Source organism: Niabella sp. CPT15-335-S11, from assembly GCF_058792415.1.
Genome location: NZ_JBYTEI010000005.1, coordinates 61,452 through 78,503, shown reverse-complemented (window position 1 = coordinate 78,503; position 17,052 = coordinate 61,452). Strand labels below are relative to the sequence as shown.

Genomic DNA, 17,052 nt, shown 5'->3' with positions numbered 1-17,052 from the left:
GGCTGGCGTGACGAAGGTATATTGCTCGGAGTCTTAATATGAAAACACACCATTGGGGAGTCTTCTAAAATGAATAAAATGACTGAAGAGATTATAGTAGCAGGTTTTGGTGGTCAGGGTGTACTCTCGTTGGGAATGACCCTTGCCTATGCTGCCATGACAGAAAATAAAGAAGTATCCTGGATGCCTTCCTACGGGCCGGAAATGCGCGGAGGCACGGCTAACTGTATTACCATTATTTCTGATAACCGAATCAGCTCACCTGTTGTTCAGAATTTCGGGACAGCTATAGTATTGAACCAGCCATCGATGGATAAGTTTGCACCACATGTGATCAAAGGCGGATTGTTATTATATGACTCCGGCACAGTGAATAACCCAAGCGTGAGGACGGATATTCACATTTTCGGTATTCCCGCTGCAATGGAGGCCCTGCAATTAAAAAACAGCAGGGTGCAAAATATGATCATGCTGGGAGCATTCCTGAAAAGAAAACCGTTAGTGCTCCCCGATTCGCTGGAGGCGGCTTTGCTGAACGTATTGCCGGAAAAATACCATCGCCTCATACCTCTGAACCTGGAGGCCATCCGGTTGGGCACCAGTCTTGTTCCGGCGGAGATCACCATTAGCGCCTGAGATTTTCGGCAGTCCACAGGAACCTCAAAAAACATTAGCTTCTGCCGGCAACTGGGAAAATGATGTTGCCCCTGATTTTTTGCACTAGATTTTTGTTGCGCGACCCGGCCTGCCGGTGCATCAAACATTTATATTATTTTCGTACCTTCAATCCATTCATAAACATCTTAATCTATTCCAATGAACAAATTTTTACTATCCCTTTCCGGGTGGGCGATTGTTATGTACCTGTTTGCTTCCTGCTCCTCAGCCAGTCACAGCGGCACTGTCCGCAAAAACGATTTAATAGGAAAATGGGAAGTTGTTTCAACAGCCATTGAAGGGATCCCGAGCAGTTACGACCTCAGGATCACCTCTTTTGATGATGCTCCGTTGGGTTGCTTTAAAAATAGTCTGTGGGACCTGCCAAACAATGGATACGGAAATTATCACCTGGTCCAGCAGTCCTGTGATAAGGGTGAGCGGCAAATAATCTGGTCTGTTCAAAACTCGGAAGGCAAGTCTTATCTTAATTTCAAGAAAATGGATGGTGTGCAGAGAAGCGATGCCAAGAATGTTAGCGAGGGGTATTCACTGGAAGTTAAGGCTTCCGGCCACGATCATTTTACAGCCAGCAGCCCGGTGATGTTTGAAGGAAAAACGATCTACATCGTTTATGATTTTGAAAGAAGGAAATAAAATAATCTGTTGTACATACACGAAACAAGTTGCGTTCACACTATGGAAAAAACCGGCTCAACGAAGGAGCCGGTTTTTTAATGATTATTTTATTCGGAAACTATTTTTTCTTGGCCACTTTAGGCGCAATCATTGCTAACATTCTCCGGCCTTCCAGCTTTGGCATGTTCTCTAAAGTACCGAACTCAGAAAGCCTTTCGGCAAACTTGAGCAGCAATAACTGACCCCTGTCCTGAAATTGAATGGCTCTTCCCTTAAACTGCACATAGGCCTTGACCTTGTTGCCGTCTTTCAGGAATCCCTCAGCATGTTTTGCCTTAAAATCAAAATCATGATCATCCGTATTGGGAGTAAACCGGATCTCCTTGATCTCCGTCGTCTTACTTTTTGCTTTGATCTCTTTTTCCTTTTTCTTCTTATCGTAAAGGAATTTGTTATAGTCGACGATCTTACAAACGGGTGGATCGGCAGTTGGGGAGATTTCCACAAGATCCAGACCTTTCTCCTGAGCGATCTTTAACGCTTCCTGCGTAGAATAGATACCCACTTCCACATTATCCCCAACCAGTCGTACCTGGGGTACCCGTATATAGTGGTTAATCCTATGTTCAGCTTCTTTCTTTTGAAATTTATTCCTGAAATTTCCCCTGTTGGGCCTGTTTCCCCCAGGTCTGAACCCGCCGGGTCCCGGGGGTCTGTTAAAAGTTGGTTTTTGTGGTTCTGCCATTTAAATCCTGATTCATTCAGCCTCACTCCCGCAGCGAAGCCCTATTTGGTTTTTAATGCCTGCCGGGAAAGGCATGTAAAAAATATTTAAACAAATATTGGAAATAAAAATCAGTCCCGCAATTTTTTTTCCAAACTGATTTTCTATCCGGTTTTTCTTTGATCAACACAAATTACAACGGTTCTTTAACGTCCGGGTCCCGGTTAGAACGATGCCGTATTTACGGTAATTTGGCAGCCTGGGGGAACAGCTCGGAATCTGCCGAAGCGCCCCGCGCCGAACCCTTAATGTTGTCGCTTTTTATATTCGGCCACAACCTTATCCAGGTGCGCTACAAATTTTTCGACAGACGGATCGAAAGGGTATCCATCCGGAGAAAGCCGTTGTTCGTTTCCGTCCAGGAAGAAATAAAATGGCTGCGAATTCGAGTTAAATCGTGTAACCTGAATATCTGTGTTCCGGTCGCCCAGTGTCTCGATTTGTTTTCTCAACTCGGGCGAATAATACTGCTCAGCAACCGGAAGATCAACTCCGTTGTGTACATCGACAAAAAGTGAGGCAATAACAAAATTATTTTTCAGCCGGCTCATCACCTCGGGATCGCTCCATACCTTGCCTTCCATATGCCGGCAATTGATACAATTGACACCCGTAAAATCCATCATAAGCGGCCGGTTCATCTTACGTGCCACCCTTAGCGCCTCTTCATACTCAAAATACGTGACTAATCCGTTATTGACTACAACCGGCGGTTCCTTAGGTCGCATTACATCCACATATTTCTGCGGTGGAGGGAGTTTTCCCTGGTCATTTCCGGTAGTAAAAGAAGTCGTGTTACCGCTTCCCTCATCCGACTGGTTAACGGCGCCGGTATTCGCAACACTGATAAAATCCTGTGTTCCCATTGGAGGGAGAAAGGCGCTCAGTCCTTTCAGCGGCGCGCCCCAGAGTCCCGGAAGCATATAAAACACCATGAACAGAGATGCCATCCCAAAAAACAAACGGGTTACCGTCAGGAACGGAATACCAAAATCATTTTTAGGAAGTTCGTCATCATGCCGGAATTTCAATTTGCCCAGCAAATAAAGTCCGAGCAATAAAAAAATCACCAGCCAGAGAGAAATAAATATTTCGCGATCTAATATTCTCCAGTTCTTTGCCAGGTCAGCGTTAGATAAGAACTTCAATGCAAGCGCCAATTCCAGGAATCCCAGGGTTACTTTAACAGCATTGAGCCAGCCGCCAGCTTTTCCCAGCAAATTAAGCTTGCCGGGGAAGAAGGCAAACAAGGCAAATGGTAACGCCAGTGCAAGTGAGAACCCGAACATACCCACCAGGGGTCCGAAATAGTTGCCTCTGGCTGCCAATACCAGCAGGTTGCCAATAATAGGGCCTGTACAGGAAAACGACACAATCACCAAGGTCAGCGCCATAAAAAATATACCCCAAAAACTCCCGATGCCCGCCCTCTTATCGGCTTTAGTGCCCCAGGAGGCGGGAAGCTCAATTTCAAATGCACCCAAAAAGGAAATACCAAAAATGAGAAAAATAAGAAAGAAAACCAGGTTGGCGACCCAGTTAGTAGCCAGCCGGTTCAGTGCCGCCGGCCCGAAGAACAAAGTGATCAGGAACCCGAGCAGGGTAAAGATCAGGATAATGGAAATAGAATAGTATAACGCATTTCGGATACCTTCCTGCTGAGTCTTACTTCTTTTGGTAAAAAAACTCACCGTAACCGGAATCATGGAGTAAACACAAGGAGTCAAAAGAGCCAGTAAGCCACCCCCGAAAGCAGCCAGAAATATCCACAACAAAGACCGCCCGGCAGTTTCTGAAGTTCCCTGTGCGGCGGCATCTTTTTTGTCAGGCATGATAACAAACCTGAAGGTTTCGTTTTCCGCAGGAAACGCCTCGCCGTTTTTATACATGTAGGCAATCTCACCTTTGATTAGCGCTGTATCCTTCCTGGGAACCCGAACCGTCTGCACCCATTGCAGCGAATCTGAAATGAATGTTACGGGGGCGTTCAACACAGGATCTTGAACTTGATGAATATTTCCTTTTTGGGCCAGTTTACCTGTCAGGAATTTCTGTGAAGCACTATCAAAATGAACCTGGGAATACACCGGGTCTGATTCCTTTTGCTGAAGGGGAAACAAAGCGATACCCGGTTTAAGTACTTTGGCTGTGATGGTCAGATTTACCGCCGTGTCGTTGATTCTGTGCTGACTGTACGTAAAACTGATCTGAGAGGAGTCCTGGGCACCAAGGACCAGGGAAAAAAACATCAGTATAAAACCAGTCAGAAAAAATTTCAGCATTAAATTTTTTTTATTTCGCAAATTGCCTGCAAAGGTAACCATTTCTCCCGGCAAATAAAAACAAGCGTTAGCTATGGACCATCAGAATCAGAAAATCAGCCAAAAAATGAAGCGACTGGCAAGACAAAGTTCGTTTCAAACCAGATTCAGCCGCTTCGGAGCTGCATCTGTCAGCCATTTTTGCAGAGCCGCCGCAATAAATGCCTGCTCTATCTTTAGCTTAGGATCGCCGCGGGGATGCCAGGCTTGTTTTCAGGACGGATACATGCATCTATCCCCGGCCCGTTCCAGGATTGATGGCAGCTAATTGGTTTTTATTTGAACTAATTTCAGTTGAACGGTTGAATCCACCCTGGTTCTTCCTACCACAGGGGCTTTAATGGAGCGGCACCACCATTACCGGAATGGCACTATGCTTAATTACATATTCGGAAACACTGCCCAGGATGAGGTAGGAAAGTCCCGTCCTTCCATGCGTTCCCATGACGATGAGGTCAGCATTCCAGTCACGCGCGATCATGATGATTTCCTTCTTGGGAATTCCTTTAGGAAGAAAGCGGGTCACGTCCTCCATACCAGGGACTTCATCAATTAAAAGCTCCAGATTATCTTCCGCCAAACGCATCCCTATGTTACGCGTATCGGCCGTAAGTACGCCAACATTTGCCGTGGCCGTTTCCCTGGCCATTTCAATCACCGAGACTATCGCAACCTCGGCATTCAGAGATCGGGCGAGATCAATACCTTTCCGGGCTGCATTTAAAGAGTGGGGGCTGCTGTCAACTGCGATTAAGATCTTTTTGTATTGCATATCAAAACTTTTTGAGGTCAATAAGTCGCCTGCACATCGTTCTCATACACGTACACAAATCTACAAAAAACTCTGTTTCCCCGGCCAAATACAAGCGTCATTTTAACGTCAATTATTGAATCTTCCGGTTTGAGTTTTCTGGCTCAATTTTAAACGGAAAATATAACAGGAAAGCCGGGTCATTAAAACCCGGCTTCTTTCTTTGAGGAGGCTCCCTAATGGAACCTTTTCTTATCTTTAATCGATCAGACTATTTAGCTTTCGTGGTACGGATCACACCCCGGAAATAGCCAATGGATTCCGCGATTCCCATAAATGGATTATCCATATTTCTTTCATGTTCAAGGCTGACGATTCCGGAATAACCTACTTTACGTAACATCTTCACAAAAGCCGGAAAATCAATCACTCCCCTGCCAACTTCAACGGAATAGCCTAGTTTAGTAGGCGCCGTTACATCCTTCAGGTGAATATCAAATACACGCGTATGATATTTCCGGAGATCTTCAACCGGATCTTTTCCATTTCTCGTATCGTGTCCAATATCAAGGCACATACCGATCCGCGGATCCAGGCCTTTTACGTGATTCCACACATCCTCCGCATCAGGATAAATGGCGATATCAGGGCCATGCAAATGGATTGCATATTTGAAATCGTATTCTTTAACTTTTTGGTCAACATATGGAAGTAAGTCATAATTTGGAACTCCTACAATCAGCTTCACGCCTACCCTTTTGGCATACTCAAAAGCCGTGTCAATCGCCCCTTTCGAGCGCATATAAATCGGGCCCACTGCATATCCTGTAACACCCTTTTCTTTCAGTTTCGCGTGAAAAGCAGCAATTTTTGCGGCATCACTGTTGATGGGCAGGTGAAAATCTTTGATGCATAAATAGTGAACATCTTCCCGCTGCATCGTCTCCAGGGCTTTATCGATGTCAAACTTCAGAAAAGTATATCCTGCCATCCCAACCTTGAATTTCTCAAAATTGTCAATGGGAGGCTGAGGTCCTGGCCTGGATGATTGCTGGCCATACAGCGAAACAGAAATCACTGCTCCGAGAATCCATAATGATAAGATTTTTTTCATCAGCTTATTTTTTAAATTACACAATTGGTTTCAACAATCTTATATCGTCAGTTGGCGAAGTTAGTTGCGTCACGCGATTTTCCCGATGACAAGTTTGAAATTTTTTACGATGACAAACCAAGAACATAGAGCCGTCCTGTGATTTCACGGCTGACAAATTTCAGTTTTAAATATATATCAATGCCCTGCTTTCCCAACACCAAAGATATCTCTTGCCCTTGCATGCGATCTCTGCCTACAACGCCAGAGACACAGTCTGGCCCGCAAAATCTCCCTGAGGCAGACTCACAGTAATCAAACTCGTACCGGATCGGCTGTCCCATTTTATTTTTGCCTTATCAGATTTCGTATTTAGCCGGGCGTTTAGAACGAGCTGCACTTCTCCAAGGTTTCGACCCGGATCCGCTACCGACAACGCTTTCACCTTTCCCTTATTCAATTGAATCATGATCGCAATTGAGGACTTTGCCGCGATGCGAATTTCTCCAAATTTAAGTTCACCTGCCTTGTAAAAGAATGCCTGAACAAACGATGGATTCTTTGCTGCGACAGCCTGGATCGTTGGGGAATTCTCTAAAATCTCCAAATCGGCCGTGGCGATCCTGCCAGCCACCTGCTGCGCCCGAATTCCTGGCAAAACAAGATATGCATAGCTGGCTCCCGCAGGCCGCTTTCCATGGTCTATCCACAATTTAAAAACCGGTTTGGCTATTTTTTCACTGGAAATAGATATTTGATGGTTGATGAGAGACCAACTACCCGTTTGCTCCTGGGTGCTCAGCTGAACCTTTGTCTCCTCAGGAAAATAATAGGCAACGTCGTCGTGCCAGACCCATTTTACAAGTTCCTGAAATGACGACCCCCGGGAAACTTCCTCCGGTTTCTGAGCTTTTTCAACCAGAACTGGTCCGTTTAATAAACATTGATTCAGCGTTGTGGCCACCTGATAATTGCTGTCGCTCCTGATGCTATTTCCCAGGCAGACATACTGATCGTCGAAAAAGAACCAGGCCTTTTTTGCCGTGGTTCCGTCATGTGGACTTACAAAATCCATAACCGCCGCTCCATATCGCCCGTCAGTCACTCCCCCCGTCCAGGTTGTGATTCCCTTTTTTTGCACGTTCTTACCGGTATCAAGCCTGGGCAACTGCAACGCAGTAGTTCCGGGGATTTTTTGCCAGTCCCAAACCGGAAAAATGGCACTGTATTCAGTTCCGCGCGTGTACACGTAATTGGCGCCATCACCCAGGTGGTGGTTCAGCAGACCTTCGCCGTTATAAGGATATTCAATATTTGATGTACGATTTGAATGCATCCTCACGGAACTGAAAAATCCGGGGCGCTGATGGCTGTAATATTCCGACAACCAGAAAAATTTTGAAAACGATGAAGGAGTCTGGCTTTGATTTTCTCTCGCCCTGAGGATCTGTTCCAATTCGGATTTGCGATAGCTGGTAACCGCCAGTAGCTTTTCAACCGTTTCAGGCCCCATAACCTGTGCGGATCCCGGCCTTGTTACATCCCTGTTTTTCGCGCCGAGGTCCTGATATTTACCAAAGACCATCATTTTACAGATCCCATCCAGGTAATAATCCACCAGGATTCTAATCCTGCCGGGATCAAAGGCAAAGCGCGTACCTCTTACGTAGTCGGCCCACTCGGCAAAGACATTCGCGAACTGGAGGCCGTAACTCAGGGTATTGTTTACCCTGTCTTCCCGGTGATGAAAACTGTAATCGTATTGCATCCCCCGGCCACTTTCAAACTTAATCTCCCCCTCTATAATTTTAAGGATCTCCACAAACTGCACGGTATCGTTCAAAAACAGAGCTTGTCTGGCAGCAATACCAGCAATTTTAATTCTGTCGCCACTGGGTCGGGCTCCTGTTGCATTTAGGTTGCCGCGTGAGATTATTGGCTGTGTTTTTTTCGTAAGATCTTTGGGTAATTCATGTCCGGCCAGCAACATCAGATCTGCCAGGTCTGAAGGTGTCCCAATTTGATTATGCCACCAGTTATCCGCGATGAAATCATGCTGCAGCCAGAACGACAACCCCTTGATGATCGTTGCTTTGACCGTTTCACTTTTGTAAAATGTGGACTTGGGGTTACGCCAGGCAATACCGAGTGCAACCAGGTTTGCCGTGTGCCGTGCATGCTGAAACCCTGTCAGTGAAACATCCCGGTAGTTAATATCCGGCCAGGATCCGTCCTCCTGGATCGATTGAACCAGTTTTTTAATACGGGCAGCATCAACCGGCCTGTCCCACAGAGCTGTTTCTATTCTGTCCCGGGCAACCTGCAAATCTTTGTTTTGTGCGGATACTAAAGAGGGCATGATACACATCAGCAACCCTGCAAAAAGAGGCAAGACAAACCGGCTCATACAGTCGTTTTTTTATTTCGAAAATTATCACTAGCTTTATAGACTGGTCACGCACCAACCCGTAAACCGTTTTTGGCCCCGACAAACAGCATCGTCAACATCCGTTCATGATCTAAAAACCAGCCGCTCCTCTGATACCTCTTATTATCGCAGGTCCACAACCTCGACTCCCGGATAACTCGCCTTATTGAATACAAACAGGTTTTCCTGCATCGGCGTATTCGTTTTCATATTGCTAATTGTATACACAAACCGGTTTCCGCTTTTCTCTACAATATTTGCGCTTACAATGGAACTGGCCGCTTTGTCAATCCATAAATAAACCCTGGTAAAGGACTTGCTACGGTCTGTTGGCTGCAGCAATACTTCCTGCACTGACTTCTTTCCCAGCTTTTTTATTCCTCCCATCGAATAGGTAAAATCTTTCTCATAAAAGCTGGTAAAAAGTTTTTGAGGCGTTATTGTTTTTTCGGAATTGTTTACGTTATTGACGGTTACTTCTTTATTCACAGGATCATAGTTCCAGACGGTTTTACCATCACTGATTATTTTGTTACCGCCAAAATTAATATTGAACATGCTGCCTTTCATCTGAACGGTTCCCTTCTTGGTTGACAATACCTTCCCGCTATTATTCTGGATAACATAGGTAAAGTTCGCCATCACATTGGAATATGACTTGAATTTACTACTCACAGCATCCAGCAGGGCTTTAGCCTTCGGATCTCTTTGCTGCGCCACAGCAGCGAGTGCCATAAATGCCAGACCGGTGCATAGAATTAATTTCTTCATTTGTTGTTTTCGAATTTATGAATAAAAAACTATATGTAGATAGGACGTCCTGATGATAAAGAAGTTGCGCCCGTTAACATTAATTAACAATTGGAGTGCGAAGGTAAACTAAACGCGGCTATATCGACATACGATTCTTCTACCGTTCATCAAATCATATCCAGGTGCTGCTGAAGTTCCATTTCCGTTTTGATCAATACTTCACGCGCTTTACTCCCCTGGTTGGGCCCTACAATACCTGCGGCTTCCAACTGATCCATCAGCCTTCCCGCCCGGTTGTACCCCAGTTTCATGCGGCGCTGAAGCAGTGAGGTAGAACCGATCTGATTGGCAACGATCAGTCTCGCAGCTTCTTCAAAAAGAGAATCCCTTTCATCGGAGTCAAAGTCACCCGCATCTCTTTCTTTCTCGTCCACGTATTCCGGGAGGAAAAACGGTGTCGGATACCCTTCCTGAAAACCTATAAATTCGACGATCCTGTCGATCTCAGGTGTGTCAACAAAAGCGCATTGCAGCCTCACAATCTCTCCGTTCAGGCTGATCAGCATATCTCCTTTGCCGATCAACTGTTCGGCTCCACCAGAGTCCAGAATGGTCCGGCTGTCAATTTTACTGCTAACCTTGAACGCCACCCTCACGGGGAAGTTTGCCTTGATGATTCCGGTGATAATATTCACTGACGGTCGCTGTGTCGCGATGATCAGGTGGATCCCTACTGCCCGGGCCAATTGAGCCAGACGCGCGATCGGCATTTCAATCTCTTTGCCTGCGGTCATGATCAGATCTGCAAACTCATCAATAACCAACACGATGAAAGGCAGGAACTGATGGCCTTTTTCAGGGTTCAGCCTGCGCGAAATAAATTTGGTATTATATTCTTTAATATTACGACATCCGGCTTCTTTCAGTAAATTATAGCGGTTGTCCATTTCAATACAAAGTGCATTGAGGGTATTGATCACTTTCTTCGTGTCGGTGATAATCGCGTCCTCTTCATTCGGGAGCCGCGCCAGGAAATGATCCGCAATGTGGCTGTAAATACTTAATTCCACTTTCTTGGGATCGACCAGCACAAATTTCAACTGTGAGGGATGTTTCTTATACAGCAGCGAAACGAGGATGGCATTAATTCCAACCGACTTACCCTGTCCGGTAGCACCCGCCATCAACAAATGCGGCATGGTGGCCAGGTCAACGATAAAATTTTCATTGTCGATTTTCTTACCGAGCGCAATGGGCAGAGAGAAATTGCTATTGGTAAATTTTTCCGATGTCAGCAGGGTCTTCATGCTGACGATCGTCTTCCTGGCATTCGGGACTTCAATCCCAATGGTGCCGCGCCCTGGTATCGGGGCGATGATCCGGATACCAAGGGCAGCCAGACTGAGTGCTATATCATCTTCCAGGTTCTTGATCCGTGAGATGCGGACGCCGGCAGCCGGGATAATTTCATAAAGCGTGACGGTTGGGCCGATGGTTGCCCGTATCTTTTGAATCTCAATATCGTAATTCCGGAGGGTGTTTATGATCTGGTTTTTATTATTTTCCAGATCCTGAGGATCCTGTACAATCTTACCATCTCCATAATCTGCCAGCAAATCCAGGGTAGGATATTTATAATTTTTCAGATCCAGGGTTGGTTCGTAGGGTTTGTACTTATCTGAAGCCGCTGCCAAAATAGGATTTTCCTGCTCCGGCCCTTCGATGGGTGCGGCGTTGATTTCCAGCTTCAGGTTGTTTTCCGCTGGCTTCTGCTGCGCAGGGGTTGCTGCCGAAGGCGCAACAGGCTGCATTTCCGGGGTCTTGATGACTCCGAGATCCGGAACTTGCTTCGATGGCTCTTTTTGCGGAATGTCCGGCTCTTTCTCTGTGAGTATAAATTCGTACTGCGGCTTTTCCACCTGGCTGTCTATCACCAATTTTGCTTCCGGTAGTTTAGTATCAGGCATAGGCGCCGATACTTCTACCGGTGTTATTTTCTCCGCATCAGGCAAAGCACCGGATGGTTCTCCGGATACGTCTTCCTTGGATTTCTTCTTTTGTTTGCGAAGCTTTTTAAAGACGGAATTAAACTGCCAGGTGATGTATGCAACCACGAGCAGACCGAGCGCAAGTGCTGCCCCTAAGCGGCCAAGCGAGGCCGTCAGCCAGTCGGCAATCAAATTTCCTGCCCCTCCGCCCCAGCTAAACTCGCTATGTCTGAATACAAAGGCTAGAATTGCGGAGATCGACACCATTCCCAGGGTGACATACTTCAGGTTGCGGCGAATGGAAAAAACCCTCCTTCGCCAAAGCAAGTTAATGCCAAGTACAAAGAAGAAAGTACATATCAGCAAAGAAGCGGCCCCGAAAAGCCTGTAAATGAAATTATATGAAAGGAGGGCACCAAGCTTTCCGGAAACGTTTTCTACCCGTGAGTCAAGATCCCAAAGAATTTCCGAACCCCTCGATACCTGCGAAAAGTCCTGGCGCCAGGTAAAAAAATAAGATATAAACGCAACGAGGAGGAAAAATGAAAGCAGCAGAAAAAAGGTGCCGGTGATTCTCCAGGTGCGCTCATCTCTCACCAGCTGCCCGACCTTTAATTTTGTCTCGGGGTCAGGTTTGAGGTCAGCAACAGGACTGCTTTTCCGCGCTGTGGATCTTTTGCTCGTCTTTTTACCCTTATTCGCCATGGGTACAAAGATAATATTTCGGAATTTGGTTTTTACACTGGTCGCTGAATAAAAACATCTACAATATTCGAATGATTTTTTTGATTTGTCGTCAAATTGACTCTCCCTACCTGATGCTTAATATTTTCCGCCCAGTTTACCCTCTTATTGCAGCTAAAAAAAAGGCAATCCATCCCAGGATAAAAAATAATCCGCCGACAGGTGTAATAATACCCAGCCCGCCGAGTCCAACTTTCCCGGTAGCTTTCAAAATCGACAGCGCGTACAGGGATCCACTAAACAAAAGGATACCCAGCAGAAACGCCCAACCGGCAAGCGAGAGGTATTTGGCCGGGAGTTTTTCCCAAACGATGGCCACGAGTATCAGCGCCAGCCCATGATACATCTGATATTGTACCCCGGTTTGAAAGGTAGGAACACTTTCAGGAGCTATTTCTTTCAGTTTGTGTGCGCCGAAAGCACCCAGGACCACACCCAGACCCGTTATCAGGGTACCCAATATAAAAAACATTTTATTCATTCAGGATTAGTTTTACTAATTCGTTTGTGCTGATATTCTCATCCTTTACCCTCAGTTTCGCCCGCTCATAATAAATTTTCCGGTCGGCATTCTTTCGGATGATATAGGCTTTCAGTTCTTCGTCATTGAAATCCTTCAACAGGGGGCGTTTATCTTTATCCAGCCGGAGTCTGCCAAGCAGAATCTGCGAGGGAAGGTCCAGCCACACCGTAATCCCATGCCGGTTCATATAATCGATATTATTGAAATAACACGGGGCTCCGCCGCCACAGGATAAGATCATGGATTCGTTTGCTTCCGTTGTACTACGCAACGCGTCCCGCTCTGTTATCCGAAAAAATTCTTCACCTTCGTCTTCAAATATCTGGTTGATGCTTCTTCCCTGTTGGTTTACGACCAGCTCGTCCAGATCAAGAAAGGGAATGCCAAGTTTTTTACTCAGAAGTTTACCCAGATGAGTTTTTCCGGCCCCCATAAATCCTATCAAATATATTCGCATACCTACAGACGGGTTTAAGCTTGCCAGCACAGAATTTTGCCGCTTCCCCGCCTCGCAAGATATCTATTTTTTTCATTGCACCATGATTCGGTCTGAAAGGCTGTCAAAAGAGTCGCAGGTGCGGTTATCAAATAGAAGAAGTTAAATATTGCCGGCCCCCTGCACCATCCGGCGCGACTCACTTGAAAGCGCTGATACCAGTGATGTCCTGCCCAGTGATCAACAAATGGATATCGTGCGTACCTTCATAAGTTATGACACTTTCCAGATTCATCATATGACGCATCACAGGAAACTCGCCTGTAATGCCCATTCCGCCCAATATCTGCCTCGCATCGCGGCATATTTTTGTCGCCATATCGCACGCATTTCTTTTAGCCATACTTACTTGTTGGGGTGAAGCCCTACCCTCGGTCATGAGTACACCCAGGCGCCAGTTCAGCAACTGAGCCTTGGTTATTTCGGTGATCATTTCCGCAAGTTTCTTCTGCTGCAACTGGAAAGAGGCAATCGGCCTGCCAAACTGGATCCTTTCTTTCGCGTAGCGTAACGCTGTATCATAACAATCCATCGCCGCACCGGTTACGCCCCAGGCGATCCCGTACCGCGCCTGGTTTAGGCAATTGAGAGGCCCTTTCAGCCCCTTTACGCCGGGAAGAAGGTTTTTTTTCGGTACCCGCACATGATCAAAAACCAGTTCGCCGGTTGAAGAGGCCCGGAGACTCCATTTATGATGGGTTACTGGTGTTGAAAATCCTTCCATGCCTCTTTCTACAATAAGCCCCCTCACTTCACCGCCCTCATCTTTAGCCCAAACCACGGCAACATCAGCGTGAGGGGCATTGCTGATCCACATTTTTGCGCCATTCAGGATCAGGGCTTCGCCATCGCTTTTGAAGTTGGTGATCATCCCCGAGGGATCACTTCCATAATCTGGTTCGGTCAAGCCAAAACAACCCAGTAATTCGCCGCTAGCCAGCTTGGGCAGGTATTTCTCTTTCTGCTCTTCGCTGCCAAAATTGAAAATAGGGAACATGACCAGCGAACCCTGCACGGAAGCCGTCGAACGTACCCCGCTATCGCCCCGCTCCAGTTCCTGCATCATCAATCCGTAGCTAATGTAGTCCAAGCCTCCCCCTCCAACTTTCACCGGAAGTGTCGGACCAAAACATCCTAGCTCACCCAATTGGCTCACAATCTGAACAGGAAATTCGCCTCTTTCCGCATAATCTTCTATGATCGGTGATATTTCACGTTTGACCCAGGTCCGAACGGCGTCTCTCACCATCAACTGTTCACCTGAAAGCAATTCATCCAGTTGGTAATAATCCGGGCTCTGAAAAAGATCAGCTTTATTGGCCATAATTGAAGGTTTTAACTGCATTGTAAACAGCTGTTACAATCAATCCATCCCAGTGTTCTCAGTCGCCGAAATGGATCGGCTTTAATTGCGACGCGCAGATATTTATTCAAAGAAGCGGATTTCTTATCTCAAAATAAACTGAAACAAATCTCCAGGCTCACTTTGCCACTAAACCCCTGCTTTGCAACAAATACTTGATATCCGGCTCTTTACCCCTGAAATTCCTGTACATCGCTGCGAGATCTTCCGTGTTGCCTTTTGACAGGATCATGTCGCGAAAACGCTGACCGTTCTCACGGGTGAGGCCGCCGTTCTCGCGGAACCAGGCGTAGGCGTCATTGTCCAGCATTTCCGCCCATGTATAAGCATAATAGCCCGCTGAGTATCCGTTCGACCAGATGTGTAAAAAGTAAGATGACCGGTACCTGGGCGGGACATAGGACAAGTTTGTTCCCGTTCTCTCCAGCGCTGTTTTTTCAAATGTATCTACATCGTAAATGGCTGTGTCGTGTGCGGTGAGCATGTGCCATTGCATGTCCAGTTCAGAAGCTGCTAGAATCTCCGTGAATGCGTAACCCTGGTTAAAACTGGCTGCATTTTTTATCTTATCGATCAGGGTCTGTGGCATTACTTTTCCAGTCTGGTAATGTTTCGCGTAATTAATCAATACCACTGAATCAAGCGCCCAGTGTTCATTGAACTGCGACGGCATTTCCACAAAATCCCTCGCGACGGCTGTGCCCGAAAGTGTGGGGTACTCCTGGTTGGCAAACAAGCCATGCAGCGTATGTCCAAACTCGTGAAACATGGTCGATACATCGTCATGGCTGATCAGTGTAGGTTGACCTTTCGCTGGTTGCGAATAATTGAAAACGTTCACGATCACAGGTTTTGTACCTAACAACTTAGACTGGTCGACAAAATTATTCATCCAGGCACCGCCATTTTTATTATCGCGTTTGTAAAAATCAACATAAAGCAGCGCCATCCCAGATCCATCCTGATCGAATACCTCAAAAACTTTTACATCGGGATGATAAACCGGGATATCTTTCCTGGGCTTGAAACTGATGCCATACAACTTGTTCGCGGCATAAAATACACCGTTTTCCAGGACACTATCTGCGACAAAATAGGGCTTAATCTCGTTCTCATCCAGATCAAATTTTGATTTCCGAAGTTTTTCGGCGTAATAATTCCAGTCCCAGGGTTCCAGATCAAAACTGTCCTTCTGTGTTTTCATAAAGGCCCGTATTTCATCTGCCTCTACCCTGGCTTTAGCCGTTGCTGCAGGTACCAGTTTAGACAACAGCGATTCTACATTAGCCGGTGTCTTAGCCATTTGATCCTGGAGCTTCCACGCGGCGTAATTCGGGAAACCAAGTAGATTAGCCTTTTCCACCCTGATCGTTGCAAGCCGCAAAATGTTCTGACGGGTATCGTTTGAGTCGCCCCTTTCCGCACGGGTCCAAGATGCTTCGAATAATTTTCTTCGCGTTTCGCGGTTATTCAGATCTTTCAGGGCTGGTTGTTGCGTGGTGTTCTGGATAGCAATCTGAAACTTGCCCTCACGTTTGTTTTCCCTGGCTTTCTGGGCTGCCGATTCAATATCAGCTTCTGATAATCCATTGAGGACTTCCTTACTGTCCACGACGAGCGCTGCCGTTTTGGCCGCGGCAAGCAACTGGTTGCCAAACTTAGTACTCAGCAGGGCCTCCTCTTCATTAATTTTCTTGAGCCTTTGCTTCGCGGAATCGGGCAGGTTAGCACCACGCATTACGAATTTATCGTGAAAATACTCCAGTAGTCTTTTTCCTTCAGGTTCCAGCTTTAACTGTTCCCGCTTTTTATAAAGGGTATCGATTTTTCGGAATAGGGTATCATTCAGATAAATGGCATCACTGTGTGCAGCCAGGCGCGGAGCCAGTTCCTCCTGCAGATGCTGGAGGTTCTCGTTTGTATTAGCACTGGTTAGCGCGTCGAAAGCCTTGTTCGCCCGGTCGAACAACCTGCCGCTTTTTTCAAGAGCGACCAGGGTGTTGTCAAAGGTTGCGGCAGCAGGATTTGAGGCGATCTGATGGATCTCTTCCATTTGGATCTTCATACCCTCCTCAAACGCAGGTTTGAAATCGGATTCTTTTATTTTGTCAAATGGAATGGCCTGATAGGGAAGGCTACTTTCGCTGAAAAGCGGATTCGCAGCATTGTCTTTACTCTTGCCAGTTGTGTTACAGGACGCAGTAATCATGATAGTTAAAGTAAAAATGAATATATTTTTCATCAGTATATTTTTTATTTCACCGCCTCTGGCGGTTGATGATTTTTTCGGATGCCTGCCTGTCTGTTTATCCTCCTCCGGCGGGCAGGCAGACAGGCCAGCCCGGCCGAAATGGTACGTTCGGACGGAGCTGCACGGATACATTTCCCTGTGGGAGAATCATTTGTCATGCTTCGTTTCATATGTGAGCTTTTGCAAGTGCGAAAGTAGCTCAAAACAATCTTCCCGCCTAAACCGCCTATCAAAAGTCGGAAAAATCAATCGAACGTTGGA

General features: G+C 46.4%; 13 protein-coding genes. 2 read left to right on the top strand and 11 right to left on the bottom strand.

All coding sequences use genetic code 11. The annotated features are described in order from the left end of the window. Nucleotides 1–78: 78 nt before the first annotated feature. Together AC3WS5_RS13795 and AC3WS5_RS13790 are read left to right on the top strand one after the other, a co-directional pair. Nucleotides 79–636, top strand: coding sequence for a 2-oxoacid:ferredoxin oxidoreductase subunit gamma family protein (locus AC3WS5_RS13795; protein WP_492467982.1), 558 nt, complete (start codon nt 79–81; stop codon nt 634–636). 180 nt (nt 637–816) lie between these two features. Then, on the top strand, nt 817–1,314 hold the full coding sequence (locus tag AC3WS5_RS13790) for a hypothetical protein (protein ID WP_492467981.1): 498 nt from the start codon (nt 817–819) through the stop codon (nt 1,312–1,314). 100 nt (nt 1,315–1,414) lie between these two features. Here AC3WS5_RS13790 and infC read toward each other — a convergent pair whose 3' ends face one another. The 11 genes from infC to AC3WS5_RS13735 all read right to left on the bottom strand — a co-directional run bounded on the left by infC (nt 1,415) and on the right by AC3WS5_RS13735 (nt 16,782). Next, nucleotides 1,415–2,041 (bottom strand): translation initiation factor IF-3, encoded by a 627-nt coding sequence (gene infC, locus AC3WS5_RS13785; protein WP_492467980.1) that lies wholly within the window; start codon nt 2,039–2,041, stop codon nt 1,415–1,417. A gap of 284 nt (nt 2,042–2,325) precedes the next feature. Beyond that, nucleotides 2,326–4,362, bottom strand: coding sequence for a protein-disulfide reductase DsbD family protein (locus AC3WS5_RS13780; protein WP_492467979.1), 2,037 nt, complete (start codon nt 4,360–4,362; stop codon nt 2,326–2,328). A gap of 376 nt (nt 4,363–4,738) precedes the next feature. Further along, nucleotides 4,739–5,173, bottom strand: a complete 435-nt coding sequence (locus AC3WS5_RS13775) for a universal stress protein (RefSeq protein ID WP_492467978.1) — start codon at nt 5,171–5,173, stop codon at nt 4,739–4,741. Between the two features lie 250 nt (nt 5,174–5,423). Beyond that, complete coding sequence (locus AC3WS5_RS13770) at nt 5,424–6,266, bottom strand: sugar phosphate isomerase/epimerase family protein (protein ID WP_492467977.1); 843 nt, start codon at nt 6,264–6,266, stop codon at nt 5,424–5,426. A 235-nt stretch (nt 6,267–6,501) separates the two neighbouring features. After that, nucleotides 6,502–8,652 carry a polysaccharide lyase family 8 super-sandwich domain-containing protein gene (locus AC3WS5_RS13765; RefSeq protein ID WP_492467976.1) on the bottom strand — a complete coding sequence of 717 codons (2,151 nt, stop codon included), beginning with the start codon at nt 8,650–8,652 and terminating at the stop codon, nt 6,502–6,504. 144 nt (nt 8,653–8,796) lie between these two features. Beyond that, the gene (lolA1, locus tag AC3WS5_RS13760; RefSeq protein ID WP_492467975.1) at nt 8,797–9,444 is read right to left on the bottom strand and encodes an outer membrane lipoprotein periplasmic chaperone LolA1; all 648 of its coding nucleotides are present in this window, start codon (nt 9,442–9,444) and stop codon (nt 8,797–8,799) included. A 149-nt stretch (nt 9,445–9,593) separates the two neighbouring features. After that, nucleotides 9,594–12,119: an FtsK/SpoIIIE family DNA translocase gene (locus AC3WS5_RS13755; RefSeq protein WP_492467974.1), complete on the bottom strand. Its 2,526-nt coding sequence runs from the start codon at nt 12,117–12,119 to the stop codon at nt 9,594–9,596. Between the two features lie 136 nt (nt 12,120–12,255). Continuing rightward, the gene (locus AC3WS5_RS13750; RefSeq protein WP_492467973.1) at nt 12,256–12,639 is read right to left on the bottom strand and encodes a DUF423 domain-containing protein; all 384 of its coding nucleotides are present in this window, start codon (nt 12,637–12,639) and stop codon (nt 12,256–12,258) included. After that, nucleotides 12,632–13,138: a shikimate kinase gene (locus AC3WS5_RS13745; RefSeq protein WP_492467972.1), complete on the bottom strand. Its 507-nt coding sequence runs from the start codon at nt 13,136–13,138 to the stop codon at nt 12,632–12,634. The genes AC3WS5_RS13750 and AC3WS5_RS13745 overlap by 8 nt, the downstream gene beginning before the upstream one ends. A 178-nt stretch (nt 13,139–13,316) precedes the next feature. Next, nucleotides 13,317–14,501 carry an acyl-CoA dehydrogenase family protein gene (locus tag AC3WS5_RS13740; RefSeq protein WP_492467971.1) on the bottom strand — a complete coding sequence of 395 codons (1,185 nt, stop codon included), beginning with the start codon at nt 14,499–14,501 and terminating at the stop codon, nt 13,317–13,319. A gap of 157 nt (nt 14,502–14,658) precedes the next feature. Beyond that, entirely contained in the window at nt 14,659–16,782 is a 2,124-nt protein-coding gene (locus AC3WS5_RS13735; protein ID WP_492467970.1) for a M3 family metallopeptidase, read from the bottom strand. Nucleotides 16,783–17,052 lie beyond the last annotated feature (270 nt).

Bases quoted from the DNA above. Each gene is read 5' to 3' on its own strand.
- AC3WS5_RS13795 (WP_492467982.1), top strand. From the start codon at position 79: ATGACTGAAGAGATTATAGTAGCAGGTTTTGGTGGTCAGGGTGTACTC.
- AC3WS5_RS13790 (WP_492467981.1), top strand. From the start codon at position 817: ATGAACAAATTTTTACTATCCCTTTCCGGGTGGGCGATTGTTATGTAC.
- infC (WP_492467980.1), bottom strand. From the start codon at position 2,041: ATGGCAGAACCACAAAAACCAACTTTTAACAGACCCCCGGGACCCGGC.
- AC3WS5_RS13780 (WP_492467979.1), bottom strand. From the start codon at position 4,362: ATGCTGAAATTTTTTCTGACTGGTTTTATACTGATGTTTTTTTCCCTG.
- AC3WS5_RS13775 (WP_492467978.1), bottom strand. From the start codon at position 5,173: ATGCAATACAAAAAGATCTTAATCGCAGTTGACAGCAGCCCCCACTCT.
- AC3WS5_RS13770 (WP_492467977.1), bottom strand. From the start codon at position 6,266: ATGAAAAAAATCTTATCATTATGGATTCTCGGAGCAGTGATTTCTGTT.
- AC3WS5_RS13765 (WP_492467976.1), bottom strand. From the start codon at position 8,652: ATGAGCCGGTTTGTCTTGCCTCTTTTTGCAGGGTTGCTGATGTGTATC.
- lolA1 (WP_492467975.1), bottom strand. From the start codon at position 9,444: ATGAAGAAATTAATTCTATGCACCGGTCTGGCATTTATGGCACTCGCT.
- AC3WS5_RS13755 (WP_492467974.1), bottom strand. From the start codon at position 12,119: ATGGCGAATAAGGGTAAAAAGACGAGCAAAAGATCCACAGCGCGGAAA.
- AC3WS5_RS13750 (WP_492467973.1), bottom strand. From the start codon at position 12,639: ATGAATAAAATGTTTTTTATATTGGGTACCCTGATAACGGGTCTGGGT.
- AC3WS5_RS13745 (WP_492467972.1), bottom strand. From the start codon at position 13,138: ATGCGAATATATTTGATAGGATTTATGGGGGCCGGAAAAACTCATCTG.
- AC3WS5_RS13740 (WP_492467971.1), bottom strand. From the start codon at position 14,501: ATGGCCAATAAAGCTGATCTTTTTCAGAGCCCGGATTATTACCAACTG.
- AC3WS5_RS13735 (WP_492467970.1), bottom strand. From the start codon at position 16,782: ATGAAAAATATATTCATTTTTACTTTAACTATCATGATTACTGCGTCC.